The sequence below is a fragment of the Neolewinella xylanilytica genome (assembly GCF_002934605.1).
Taxonomy (GTDB): domain Bacteria; phylum Bacteroidota; class Bacteroidia; order Chitinophagales; family Saprospiraceae; genus Neolewinella; species Neolewinella xylanilytica.
In genome coordinates, this window is record NZ_PTJC01000006.1 from 1,617,819 (window position 1) to 1,630,206 (window position 12,388).

Below are 12,388 nucleotides of genomic sequence, written 5' to 3' on the forward strand. Positions count from 1 at the left end.
CGCCGGAGCGCGGGTGAACGGAGTCGGCCGGTGGTCCAGCCGGTCCTCCCCCGATAAGCTGGTGAACCCTTGGCTGTCGCTCGCGTGTTGTAGTAGAAACTATCTTCCATGCGCTTCTTTCTGGCTTTTTCCTTTTTGCTCCTGCTCGCCTGTAATTCTACCTCCCAAACCACCGTCAGCTCGGGTGACACGGCCTCGGGGGTAGATCCTTCCATGCCCGATTACCGCTACGATCCGCCGACCGACGGAACCGTGGAGGAATTCGATACCACCACCGATTACTGGAAAGAGATCCTTACCAACCAGGAGTTCAACGTACTACGGCAGGACGGCACCGAACCAAGCTTCAGTAGCCCGCTCAACGATAATAAGCAGGCCGGCATCTACGCCTGCCGTGCCTGTGGGCTTCCGCTCTTCAGCAGCAGTACCAAGTTCGAGTCCGGAACCGGCTGGCCGAGTTTCTACCAACCCCTCGAACCCAAGTACGTCATGGAGGAAGTCGACCGTCGTTACGGCATGGAGCGCACCGAAGTAAGCTGCGCCCGCTGTAACGGTCACCTCGGCCACGTCTTCCCCGACGGTCCCCAACCCACCGGTCTGCGGTACTGCCTGAATGGCGTAGCACTGAATTTCGTTCCCGAAGCCGACCTGTAAATAGTATATTTGCGGCCCGCCGCCGTTCTGGCCGGCCATAGCCCCATAGTTCAAGGGATAGAACGTTGGTTTCCTAAACCGAAAATGCAAGTTCGAGTCTTGCTGGGGCTACTTTATTCAAGCCCTCGCCTGTCCGATTTTCCGGACTTGGGTTGGCTGACGGTATCAGGCTAGTATTCTAGCGAAACTGGATGCAGTTATCCCCATCCCTCTTTCATAGTTGCCTGGTAGTGGGATTGTTAAGACCGCAATAAGTCTGAACACCCGAGTAGTTTGTTCGCTTTAGGGAGTGTATTGTGTCGACGTTGATAATTAACATGCTAATTATCACTGACACGACCTTTTAGCTAACTAACTACTACTATGAAACAACTTCTACCCTTATTCAGCTTAATGCTGTTTTCGTTACCCTTTTCGTTGGTCGGACAACAGTTCACTTGTTCCACGCCACAGCCACCCGATATTGTATCTAACTTCAATAGCTTCTTTACCTCAAACAATAACGCTACCTTCACCCAGACTGTCGGCGATTTGATTACGCTTTGCCTCTCTAAGCGTTCGGCTAACCAAAATGTCCGTACTATAGAGGTTACGAATATTGAGAGCGACGAAGAAGTAATCGGTGACTTCACCGTTTATTCTTCTCCTTTGGCAACCCAACAATATGGTGGCGACATATCCCAGGACGGTTTTCAAATTCCACTAGTCATTGCGCAAGGCGCATACGGTGTCGTAGTTCGCTTAACTGCAGTTGGTAGTTTTGATGTTATAACGCGTGTAAATACCGGCAATTCCCCACCCCGCTCTAATCAAATCTCCGTTCAGGTTCTGGCCGGGGTAGCGGCGCCGGTTACCTGGACCGAAAATTTGAGCTACGAACCCTTCGGTGAAAACGTAAAATTCAACTGGTCGGTAGCCGAGCAGGTAGACGTGGCCGGCTACGAACTCGAAAGAATGTTCGAGGGGGAAAGCTTCGAGAAGGTAGCTGACGTAGCCTACCGTGAAAACGGCAGCCTGGAAGTCGACTACTCCACCGTGGTCAACTGGCCCGGCCGCAGCGCCTACTTTCGGGTAAAGCAACTCGACTACGCCGGTACCTACGACTACAGCAACGTGGTCTTCGTGGATGGCAACGACGGAGCCGTCCAGGAATTCCGGATGTTCCCTAATCCCGCCTCCGAATACGTGCGCATGTCCGTACCCGAAGGCATTCACACCGTGGATCTGATCTCGGCTTCCGGCCGCTTGGTGCGCTCGTTCACCGCTAATGAGGTCCGCCGGGAAGGTATGGACGTAAGCCGGGTGACCGCCGGCATGTACCTGGTACGTACGGTAGGTGAAGGTGCCGCATCGCCCCAGCGGTTGGTGGTGAATCACTGATCACCCTTTCCCTACACGTGAGGTGCAAAGGATAGACGATTACGCTTTTCTAGCCCCGTGGAAACGGAAGTTTCCACGGGGCTTTCTGTGTTTGGCTACCCCCTGATCCCAGACCGTGGGGTAAAAGTGACTCCTCTTCATCCCTCTACCGAGCAGGTTGGGTACCTCTTGCTAATCCGATGGCTGATTTTACTACCCGGTATTTCGGACTTCGTGTACGGTTATTACCGGTACACCGCTAGCAAAAATTTTCCTGCAAAATGCGCAATCCATCCGGTAGTGTTTACAGGTATATTGTGCCGGCATTGATAATTAACACACTAATTATCGCCGACTCATTTGCTTACTAACTCCTACTATGAACCGACTTTTACTTCCGATTCTTTGTCTCTGGCTACTGTTTTACTCTTCCTTGGCGACCGCTCAGGATGGCACTTCCAACCCTTGTGGCTCCATACCTTCTGCCAGTATTCCAGATCTGGATCCACTATTGCCGACTTTGTTTCCTACACCTGGTGAGGATGTCCTTTTAGGATCTGGAAATGTAATATGTGGGAAGGCTCCGAATGGTAATGATCGAGAGAAAATAGTTTTGGAAAGAATCACCGAGGGAGAAGGTGCAATCGTAACTATCACTACTTATCGTGGCCAAACAAGTAAGGAAACGTCCCTCACTGAGGTCAATTCAAGGATTGATATCGAATTCAGTAGCAATGCAGACTTCGGAGTTCGAAGTGTCTTCGGGGCTGTTGGTACATTTCAATACGCTATTGTGCCACAAAGCACGAATATTTCAAGCCTTCCAAACTCAAGCTTTACAACAGTAAATGTAGTGAGCGTAGCTCCGGTAACTTGGACAAAAGACCTAACCTACAAACCCTTCGGTGAAAACATCCAGCTGCGCTGGTCGGTAGCTGAGCAAGTAGACGTGGCCGGCTACGAACTCGAAAGAATGTTCGAGGGGGAAAGCTTCGAGAAGGTAGCCGATGTATCCTACCGGGAAAACGGCAGCCTGGAAGTCGACTACTCCACCGTGGTCAACTGGCCCGGCCGCAGCGCCTACTTCCGGATAAAGCAATTCGACTACGCCGGTACCTACGACTACAGCAACGTGGTCTTCGTGAATGGCAACGACGGAGCCGTCCAGGAATTCAGGATGTTCCCTAATCCCGCCTCCGACTACGTGCGGATGTCCGTACCCGAAGGTATCCATACGGTCGACCTCATTTCGGCATCCGGTCGGGTAGTACGGTCGTTCACGGCTAATGAAGTCCGCCGCGAAGGCATGGACGTGAGCCGCGTATCCGCCGGCATGTACCTCGTACGGCCGGTAGGGGGCGACGGTGCCGCTACGCCCCAACGCCTGGTGGTTAATCACTAAAGATTCCGCAACCTAAAATTGCCTTAAGCCCCACGGAGCAGCCGCCCCGCGGGGCGGCTGCTGGTTGTGTCGGGGCATCGGTAAGCCTCCGCTCATCTGATTTGGGGAATTATTGCCCGTTTGCACAATAAATTTTTCCCCAGCGGCTTTGGAACTCGCTTCCCGCGCTATATTGTGGTACCATTCGACCTTAACCTTCGATTATCGGAGGCTTCTCTTAACTAGACCACTATGAAACGACTCTTACATAGCATAATTCTTACGCTCTGCCTTTTGATGTGCTCCGCTGCGGGTTGGGGCCAGTTTGGCCCTGATAACCCGTGCGCCGGGCCAAACCCAACCGTCTCGCCTGACATCACTACCTTACTCGATAAGCTTAAGACTACCAAATCAATGGATGTCCTCACTGTCATCCAGGATTGTTTTACTTCTTATCCCAATAAATTCGACAATCCGGTTCTCATTTTTAGAGGCGTGGAATCTAACGAAGGAACGTTAATTACCGCCTATAAATTCAGGTCGGTGAATGGTACAGCAACAACCACGCAATCCATTAATGTAGCTAACGAAGAATTCAATGTGACTTTCAACGAAGCGAGCTACAACTTTGGATTTGTGCTCGCTTTTACGAGTGTTGGGCAGCTAGAAGTTCAAGTAACTAATGCACCTGGATATAATGGAGTATATGACATTCAAATCACCAGTGCAGCACCGGTTAACTGGACGAAGGACTTAACGTACGACTCCTACGGTGAAAACGACCTTCAACTGACGTGGGCCGTCTCAGAGCAAGTGGACGTGAAGGGGTACGAACTAGAGCGAATGATCGGCATGACCTCATTTAAAAAGGTAGCGGACATACCCTACCATGAAAATGGTAGCCTCCAGGTAGATTACGAAGTACTTACGCCCCGCCAAACCGCCGGTACTTACTACCGGATCAAACAGCTCGACCACGCCGGCACCTACGATTACAGCAATGTGATCTTCGTCAAGGGCTACGACGGCGCCGAGCAGCAATTCCAAATGTTCCCGAACCCCGCCACTGACTATGTACGCATGTCCGTACCGGAAGGCGTTCACACCGTCGACCTCATCGCGGCCTCCGGCCAGGTGGTCCGGTCGTTCACCGCTAACGAAGTCCGCCGCGAAGGCCTGGACGTCAGCAACGTATCCGCGGGCATGTACTTCGTGCGCCCGGTCGGCGATCAGGGTGGGGTGCGCCCGCAGCGTCTCGTGGTCAACCGCTAGAACCGGCTAAGATTACTCAATCCGAAAAGGGCCGGCGTCTCCACGAGACGGCGGCCCTTTGCTATTTAATAAGTTTCGCGCGAAGGCTACTACTCCGTCCGGTGGCCCCAGGTTTCGTAGAGGGCCTCGCCCTTGCTGCTGAACCCCATGTGGTGCCATTCGTTGTTGCGAATCTTGTAGTCGAAGCTGAGCTGGTCGCCGACCCGCTCGGGATCTCGGCTGAAGAATTCGATCCGTTCGATGTACTGCTGCCCCTCGGAAGTGTAGGTGCCGCCGCCGGTGCCGAGCATCTCTTTGGTTTCGGTGTTGTAGGCGATCCACTGGAAGCGGCTGCCGGAGAGGATTTTCATGGTGCGGCGGGAACCGGTGGGCGTGCGGCGGCGCATCTCCCCGTCCTGCTTACGACCGGTGATTTGCCAGGCGCCGGCTAAGGGCCCTTCTCCCTCGTCGACCCGCTGCCATACGACGTTGCCGTTAAAGACCAGCAGACTGTTGTTGAGCACGTAGCTCATGCTCCGGTCCTGGCCGACGTTGGCCGGGGTGGAAGAGTCCCATTCGTAGTGAACGGTAAAACTATCGGGGCTGACGGTATATGCGCCACCGAGGGTGCTGATAAATTCGTTATTTTCCTCGTTGTAGGCCGTCATGACGAAATAGCCGTCCTGAATGATCATCGACAGCTGGTTAGTAGCGCCGTCGGCGGAGGAAAAAGTGGTGGACCAGGCTCCCTCCAGATCCGAATTCGGGGCTTGCGCAAAGCTGGTGAGCGGGGCCAGCGATAGTAAAAAGATGAGTACTTTCATTATGGTAGTTTGTTAACGGGGAACGGCCGGGACAAGCCCATCGTTGTATCTTTGCGTACAAACATATGTTGTTGTAGATACTATCTATAATTAACAAGCCTTTACCGCAACCAGACGCCCGGGGCGTTATTCTACATTTATGGGACTACGAAAGAAAGCTCGCCTCATCATCTACCGTTTCCGCGAACGCGGTCTGGAGGTCTTCCTGACCCAGCAATCGGAGGAATGGGGCCTTCCCAGCGGCGATCTCAAAGTGGATAGTCCGGACCTGATCAGCCTGGAACCCGCCGAAGACCGGGAAGAAGCCGTGGCGGTGGAAGGCGATTGGCACGAAATCCCCAGTCTTAAGCAGATGCTGTACGAGGACGCCGGGGAGCTGAAAGAAAGGCTGAAGGAATTAGAGTCCGGCACCTTTCTTACCGTTAAGGATGCCCTTAAAAATCGACTCAGCCCCGGTCAAATCCAGTTTTTGCGGGAGTTGATGGAAGTCGTTACGGATCGTAATTCCGTCAGGGACATTTGATGTCCAAACTTCCCGAAAGGTAAAATTCAATCCAGGATACATTGCACCCGCGCTCCGTCGCCCGCTGCTCGTATTCCCTAATGACCTGTCGGGTCGGTCCGTGGTTGGTTCCGTCGAACAGTACCCGTACCCTTCGGTACGGCAATGGCGCTCCGGGTTCCGGACGGTTGATGGCCATCGGGCCGCTCCTTTCCGGTTTCACGCGTAGATAGTAATCCAGAACGGGTACCGCACCCAGATCGGCAACGTAGGGAACATTTCCTTCGGCGAGTTCCGCCAACCGCCGACCGTCGTTAAAGCGGTACGGTCGTAGCACCGCCCGGTAAATGTTCGTACCCCCGAGCGTTATGAGCACTGCCGCCAGGTAAGCGTATCCGGGCCATTTGGACAGGCTGGTGTAGATCCACCGGGCTGCGACCGCGGTGAAGAGCCAGACTCCCGGCAAGGCGAACAACATCAGGCGATCGATCAGGGTGTAGAGGCGAAAGTGGGAAGCGGCAATCGATACCAGTAGTGGCAGTAGCAGCCATGCGTGTCGGCGTACCGACGCTGAACACAGACCGATCAATAGCGTACTCGCTCCCCAGAGCAGGGCCGCTACGGTAAAGCCATAGGTGAGTCGGAGTAAGGAGAAGAACAGGGTACCGCTCTGCTGTAGTGCTTCCCCGCTAAAGGGAAGCGGCATGAAGTACGGGGCATGAAAGTCGTTGAGGTAGCTCGAGCCCACCGATGTTCGTAAAACCAGGTAGTAGAGGACACCGAAGGAGGCTAGCCAAAGCCCGATGACGGCTAGCCAACGGATGTCCGTCCGTAACCGGCGCAGGCCGATAGCGGCAAGTACGAATACGGACGGCAGCGATACCCACGGGAGTAGTACGCCGGCAAGGCCCCAGGCTAGTTTATTCCCCCGCGCAGGCCGTAGCTCCGCGGCGAGCAGACAGGCGGCTACCCCGAGGTCCGTTCCGTAGGGTTTAAACTCGGTCACGTAGTGAAGTACGGTCGGATTGACGAAGAGTAAAGCTAATGGCAGGAGTGTCCAGTGACCTAACTGAAGCCGTTGGCCGGCGCGAAAGAGTGCGACAATTCCGATGATTCCACCCAGTAGCGCGGGCAGGCGGAGCACGTATTCCAGGTATCCAAGTAGCTCCGCCAGCAATTTGGTGAGGAGGAGGTACAATGGGGGGGCGTACTGTTCGTGATCGAGGGGCCGGAATAAACCCGCGAACGAGCGATCGTAGAGGTTTCGCGCCAGATTGGCTTCGTCCAAAAAGAGCGGGCGGTCGTAGACGTAGTTGATTCCCCAGATCAGCAGGCCCATGCCCAACACGGCGAACAGGGCGGGGCGGAAGTATGGGCGGTGGAAGGCGGGCACGGAGCGAAGGTATAAAAACAACGAAAGCCGCTTCTCCGGGGAGAAGCGGCTTCGTCTGTTGGAGCGGATGACCAGGTTCGAACCGGCGACCTCAACCTTGGCAAGGTTGCGCTCTACCAACTGAGCTACATCCGCGTCTGCTGGCTGCTCAGCCATGCTTTATTTCTAAAGCGGTGCAAATATAGGGAGGCTTTCGGTAAACTTCCAAACTCAGTTGGTTAGTTTTTTAGTTTTTTAGTCTCTGTTACGCTTCGCGTGGTGAGTTGATAGTCTTTTAGTCGGGTAGGGGGGGTAGTCTTTTAGTCATGTAGGGGGTAGTCTTTTCGTCACGCTTCGCGTGCTGAGTAGGGTAGTCGTTAGATATGCTTTATGTAATAGTAGCCCCCTAAGCCTAGCTTAAATTACTGACAAACTAATAGACTGAAGAACTACCCGACTAAAAGACTAAAGGACTACCCGACTAAAAGACTACCCACTTAAAGACCAAAAAACTAAAGCTGATAATTAAATGTAGCCAGGAAGTACTGTCCCAGTCCGTTACTCTGGGTTTCCGTGGTCACGAAGGCCTGAGCCTGCCGGTTGATAACGAGGTTGTTGTTGAGTAAATCCCGACCGATGATGCGGAAATAGTGACCTGCTTTCTTAAAGGGGCGAATCTCGATAGCGGCCTGGAGATCGGGTATATTGGTAGCCGCGGCAAAGCTGGCTTCCTCGAAAATGCGGTAGAGAAATTGGGTTTCCAGCCGCCACTTCGGAGAGATCTCCAGCTCGAATTGGGTTACGATGTCGTGGGTAACGGTGACGATGTCCACGCTTTCCTCATCGTCGAAGCTGTTGATGCTGTGGGCGTAGGTGTAGCCGGCCTTGAGGAAGCTCTTTTCGTTTAACTCGGTGGTGATGTCGACCGTACCGCTCGTATTCCGGGAAATATTGGTCCGGGCGACTCCGTCCACAAAGCCCTGGCCAATACTGCCGTTTACCTGGCCGTTGGCGCGCAGCTCCCCGTTCATGAAGGCCATCCCGATGACGGTACCGACGTAGGCGTTGGTGCCCCAGGCGTGGCTGACGTTGACCGTCTGGTAGATTTGCTGGTTGGACGTGAACGTCAGGCTGTTTCCAAATGCGTTGTCGGTGTAATCTCCCCCCACGTTGGCATTGATCGACAGGGCCCGGAACTGATCGTTGAACCACATGCCGCTCCACACGCTGTGGCGGACGGCGGGATCCAGATCGGGGTTGCCTACACTTACCCTACCGGTAACGGATGGTCGTGCGATCGTCTGCAACTGGTTGACCGAGGGGGCCTGGGCATTGGCATTGTAATTCAAGTACAGGTTCGCCTTGCCGGCCTGAATGCGAAAACGGGCGCTGGGTAGCACGAAGGTATAGTCGCGTTGGTAGGAAGTATCACCGGAAATGTCCAGTTTGTCTTGCTCGAAGTCCGCGCCTATTTGAAAGTTATTTCGGTCGCCGAATCGGTAGAGCAGATTCGTGCCGCCGCGGTAGCTCGTCCACCCGCGGGTCAGGAGGTTTTCCGTTTCCCGGCCCTCGTCCAGGCGGAAGCGATAATCTCCCTCGTCCCGGTCGTGTCCGAATCCCAGCTCGGTTTCCCACCGGATCTTTTCCGAAAGCGGTTCGGTGTAGTCTACCTCCGCGCCGACGGACGTGGAGTTGGTCCGGCGGTTTTGCACCTGGGTACCGTTTTGAAGCGATCCGGGAATGGGAACCTCGCCGTTGGTGTCTTCGAGTCCGTCGACCTCTACGACGAGGTCGGTTTGGTCTTCGCCGTAGGAAGCCTCCGCGTTGGCGCCGAATGTCCTTCCGGCTTTACCGGGTAAGCGGCGGTTGTAGCGCAAGTCGATATCCCCGCTCGGTACTTGGCCCTCGCTGAATTCCTCGACGGTATAGGTCTGGGAATCACCCTGGTCGTTTGTCACTACGGTGACCGCGGATCCCAGGTTGTCGTTCCCGGCCAGTTGACCGGAGCCTTCTACCCGGAACCGGCTTACGGTATCCAGCTCGTGTTCGTATTCAAAGCCGATCCGGTGGCTGTACCGGCTGGAGGCGTCGGTTTGATCCGAAAGCACCGTCCGTTCGTTATCGGCGCGGGTGAAGGCCTGGCGTTCCGTGACGACCTGTGTTTGTTGCCGGTCGAAGAGGGTGTAATCGAGCGTGAGCTGGCCGTTTTCTCCGACTGTTTTTCCGAAGTTGACGCCCGCCGCGATGCTTCGGTTTTGCCCCGGAGTCTGGCCGCCGTCGTAGTAGGGGAGGCCACCACCGGTGCTGAAATAGCCGCCGCGGCCGGAATTTTGGTTGAAGCTCATCAGTTCGTCGCCCGAAAAGCCTACGCGGTTGACGTTGTTGATGGTGCCCAGTAGGCCGAGCTGCGTAGCGTCGCTGATTCGGAAGAGCTTACCGCCGGCATCGTAGCGCGGGTCGTCGTCGCCGGCGGCTACGCCACTTCCCGCGTAGAGTTCGCCGAAGAGTTTGGCCTTGAATTCCTCGTTCATTTCCAGGTTGACGGTCGTATTTTCCTCTCCGTCGTCGATGCCGGAAATTTCTTCACTGTCGGTCTTCTGATCGAAGACCTCGATGTTCTTCAGTGCCTTCGCATCCAGGTTCTGCGTTACCAGACTGGAGTTGCCGGCGAAGAAGGGTTTACCGTTGATCATTACCTCCTGCACGGGTTTTCCGCGCCAGGTAAGCTGACCGTTGGCGTCAATACTCATTCCAGGTAGCCGGCGCAGCAGGTCTTCCACTTTGGCGTTTTCTCCTACGGCGAAGGCCGCGGCGTCGTACAACATGGTGTCGCCCTTCATCCGGATGGGGATCCGGTCGGCCGTAACCTGCACCCCACTCAACTCGTAACCGGAAGGGTAGAGGACGATCTCCCCGAGCCCGAGGTACTGGTCACTTTCCGATACCGTGACCTCCTGATCGGGTCGCTCGTATCCCAGGAAAGTAACGCGCAGCAGGTAGTCGCCGGCGGGGACTTTCTCCATGAGGAAAACGCCCTTGTTATCGGTGGTGCCGAAGGAAGTCAGCAGGGTGTCGGAGGTGCGTAGCAGGATGGCGTTGGCCCCCGGCAAGGTAGTACCGGTGGTGTCGACTACGGTGGCACTGATATCCGACTGTGCCCAGAGGGAGGCACCGAGGATGCAAAAACAAATAAATAGAAGGTGTCTCATTGTACTGGGGGGTTAAAAGGTTAAGGTGCTTACCATTGTCGTTCCCATCCGCGTTGGCGCCGCTCCATCACCTCGCGGCGTTTTTCGGCTACCTTTTCGAATTTTTCCCGGGAAATCTTATCGCCCTCCGAAGGTTTTTTCAAGCTGAGTTCCCCCGGATTCGGTTGCATGGTTTTCATCGTGTACTCCGTAAAGGAGCCTTCGTTTTCCACTTTCAGGTAAACGATGGCACCCGGCAAGCCACCGTAACCCTGAGGACCGATACCGAGGGGAATGGATTCGGTGAAGTAGGCGGTCAGGGTGTCCCCTTCCGGAGAAACCGCGAAGGCCAGTTTGCTGGGCAAGGTATAGGCCATATTAGCCCGCTGGTTTTCCGGTATTTCCCACTCCGGCTTCAACCACTTATCTTCCATGATGAAGGTGCGATCCATGATCTGCCGCTGGTCAGTGACCAGGCTGTCCTGTAAACTGGTATAGTAGATGTCCGGATTTTCGGTCTGCCGGCCCATCCAGCCCCGGCGATCGTTGGGGTCCCTTTCTTCCTCTACCTGCTGGTAGCTGAATGCCTGGTCGTTGAAGGTCAGCCTGCCGGTGCGATCGAAGGCGCCCTCTTCCTTCAATTTTTCCATCCGCTTCTTGTCGTCCAGAGACATACCATCCCAGATCTCGATGTCGCGGTGTTCTAGGTAATCGATCGTCCCGTGGGTAATCTGGGCCCGTACCAAAGGGGAACTAAAAGCCAGTATAACAGTAAAACATATGGTTTTGAGGGGCATATAACAACTTTGGGTTTGTTACAAATTAGGACTTAGGATGCGGAATGTCCAGTCGATGGCGTGTCTAATCGACGATTAGGTCAAATTCCTGGATGATTCGCCACCAGGATCGGTGATAACGGGGATAAGTTCCTCCCGCTGACCCGCAAAACAAGGGACCGTGGTTCCTCTTGGCGGGTTGCATGCCGGCCCCGGGGAAGTTAATTTTGCCGTACGATCTGGGTGGTGGAAGGCTGCTTCCGTGCCCGAAATTTGTCTCTCAGCGCGTTGAAACGCTCCCGAGAAACGTGCTTGCCTTCGGTAGGCGGCGACAGCGTCGGTTCCACCGGAAGTACGCTCATCTTCGTCGCTCGGTACCGTGTACAGGATTCGTTGCGGCAGACATCCAGTTGCAAAATAGCCCCCGGTAGGCCGTAGTAATTCCGAGGGCCGAAGGGGAGGGGCAGGGCGGGGGCGTAAGCCGCCGTCAGGCTGTCTCCCCGCGAAGTAATGGCCGTAGCCGTCTTCAGCTCGAACCCCAGCGTAGCATCGGAGGCTGGAATGGTAGATTCCAGCCGTATCCAGTTTACCGCCTGTACCGATCCGTCGTGCAGAAATAACCGGTCGGCAATCGCTTCCTGGTTAACGTAGGTATCCGTTTGGGTGTCGGTGTAGAATGCTTCGGGGTCGGTCTGGTCGTTCAGGATGGTCACGGTCATTCCGCCGTTCTCAAGCGTTTGACCCGGTTTCGCTATCTCCTGAAATAGGTACGCGCCTGAAGTGAAGGTGAGGGTGTACTGCTTATCAAAACCGCCTCCGGCACTGAAGTCGCGTAGCATTTTGGCCACTTTGTCCGTTTGGGGCACCGCATCGTGGGAGGGCGTCATCCTGAAGGTGGGGGAAGCAGTATAGGTCACGGTTCCATATTGGACCTGCGACCAGGCAATGCCCGGCAAGAGCGCGGCGGTACATACCACTACAAATAAAGAATAAAGGAGGGGAAGGCGCATGGCATCTATTTTGACTGGCCTAAAGGTCTACCGCGCCATTGGCGAAGCCGGTTAACCCATGCGTAATAGGG

The 12,388-nt window shown here is 54.9% G+C and carries 10 protein-coding genes and 2 tRNA genes; 6 read left to right on the forward strand and 6 right to left on the reverse strand.

Translation table 11 applies throughout. The features are described 5' to 3' along the window. Nucleotides 1-108 precede the first annotated feature (108 nt). The 5 genes from msrB (at nt 109) to CLV84_RS21885 (ending at nt 4,666) form a co-directional block, all read left to right on the forward strand. On the forward strand, nt 109-654 hold the full coding sequence (gene msrB / locus CLV84_RS15950) for a peptide-methionine (R)-S-oxide reductase MsrB (protein ID WP_104420759.1): 546 nt from the start codon (nt 109-111) through the stop codon (nt 652-654). A gap of 39 nt (nt 655-693) precedes the next feature. Next, nucleotides 694-765, forward strand: a tRNA-Arg gene (locus CLV84_RS15955). A gap of 756 nt (nt 766-1,521) precedes the next feature. After that, nucleotides 1,522-2,034 (forward strand): T9SS type A sorting domain-containing protein, encoded by a 513-nt coding sequence (locus CLV84_RS21875; protein ID WP_170067737.1) that lies wholly within the window; start codon nt 1,522-1,524, stop codon nt 2,032-2,034. Nucleotides 2,035-2,866: 832 nt separating this feature from the next. Continuing rightward, entirely contained in the window at nt 2,867-3,415 is a 549-nt protein-coding gene (locus CLV84_RS21880; protein ID WP_170067738.1) for a T9SS type A sorting domain-containing protein, read from the forward strand. An 831-nt stretch (nt 3,416-4,246) separates the two neighbouring features. After that, nucleotides 4,247-4,666 (forward strand): T9SS type A sorting domain-containing protein, encoded by a 420-nt coding sequence (locus tag CLV84_RS21885; protein WP_170067739.1) that lies wholly within the window; start codon nt 4,247-4,249, stop codon nt 4,664-4,666. Between the two features lie 89 nt (nt 4,667-4,755). Here the strand turns inward: CLV84_RS21885 and CLV84_RS15975 are convergent, their stop codons facing one another. After that, on the reverse strand, nt 4,756-5,469 hold the full coding sequence (locus CLV84_RS15975; protein ID WP_104420763.1) for a membrane or secreted protein: 714 nt from the start codon (nt 5,467-5,469) through the stop codon (nt 4,756-4,758). 139 nt (nt 5,470-5,608) lie between these two features. Between CLV84_RS15975 and CLV84_RS15980 the strand changes: the two genes are divergently transcribed. Continuing rightward, nucleotides 5,609-5,992 (forward strand): hypothetical protein, encoded by a 384-nt coding sequence (locus tag CLV84_RS15980; RefSeq protein ID WP_104420764.1) that lies wholly within the window; start codon nt 5,609-5,611, stop codon nt 5,990-5,992. On the opposite strand, the gene CLV84_RS15985 is transcribed toward CLV84_RS15980, so the two are convergent. The 5 genes from CLV84_RS15985 to CLV84_RS16005 all read right to left on the reverse strand — a co-directional run bounded on the left by CLV84_RS15985 (nt 5,979) and on the right by CLV84_RS16005 (nt 12,317). Beyond that, nucleotides 5,979-7,364 carry a hypothetical protein gene (locus CLV84_RS15985; protein WP_104420765.1) on the reverse strand — a complete coding sequence of 462 codons (1,386 nt, stop codon included), beginning with the start codon at nt 7,362-7,364 and terminating at the stop codon, nt 5,979-5,981. The two genes, CLV84_RS15980 and CLV84_RS15985, sit on opposite strands and share 14 nt — an antisense overlap. A 59-nt stretch (nt 7,365-7,423) precedes the next feature. Beyond that, nucleotides 7,424-7,499 (reverse strand) — tRNA-Gly (locus CLV84_RS15990). 356 nt (nt 7,500-7,855) lie between these two features. Beyond that, entirely contained in the window at nt 7,856-10,552 is a 2,697-nt protein-coding gene (locus CLV84_RS15995) for an outer membrane beta-barrel protein (protein WP_104420766.1), read from the reverse strand. A 29-nt stretch (nt 10,553-10,581) separates the two neighbouring features. Next, entirely contained in the window at nt 10,582-11,328 is a 747-nt protein-coding gene (locus tag CLV84_RS16000; RefSeq protein WP_104420767.1) for a GLPGLI family protein, read from the reverse strand. 200 nt (nt 11,329-11,528) lie between these two features. Continuing rightward, nucleotides 11,529-12,317, reverse strand: a complete 789-nt coding sequence (locus tag CLV84_RS16005) for a GLPGLI family protein (RefSeq protein WP_104420768.1) — start codon at nt 12,315-12,317, stop codon at nt 11,529-11,531. Nucleotides 12,318-12,388: the final 71 nt, after the last annotated feature.

Excerpts from the sequence above, each read along its gene's own strand:
- CLV84_RS15975 (WP_104420763.1), bottom strand. The coding sequence starts at position 5,469 with ATGAAAGTACTCATCTTTTTACTATCGCTGGCCCCGCTCACCAGCTTT.
- CLV84_RS16005 (WP_104420768.1), bottom strand. The coding sequence starts at position 12,317 with ATGCGCCTTCCCCTCCTTTATTCTTTATTTGTAGTGGTATGTACCGCC.
- CLV84_RS15995 (WP_104420766.1), bottom strand. The coding sequence starts at position 10,552 with ATGAGACACCTTCTATTTATTTGTTTTTGCATCCTCGGTGCCTCCCTC.
- CLV84_RS16000 (WP_104420767.1), bottom strand. The coding sequence starts at position 11,328 with ATGCCCCTCAAAACCATATGTTTTACTGTTATACTGGCTTTTAGTTCC.
- CLV84_RS15980 (WP_104420764.1), top strand. The coding sequence starts at position 5,609 with ATGGGACTACGAAAGAAAGCTCGCCTCATCATCTACCGTTTCCGCGAA.
- CLV84_RS21885 (WP_170067739.1), top strand. The coding sequence starts at position 4,247 with ATGACCTCATTTAAAAAGGTAGCGGACATACCCTACCATGAAAATGGT.
- msrB (WP_104420759.1), top strand. The coding sequence starts at position 109 with ATGCGCTTCTTTCTGGCTTTTTCCTTTTTGCTCCTGCTCGCCTGTAAT.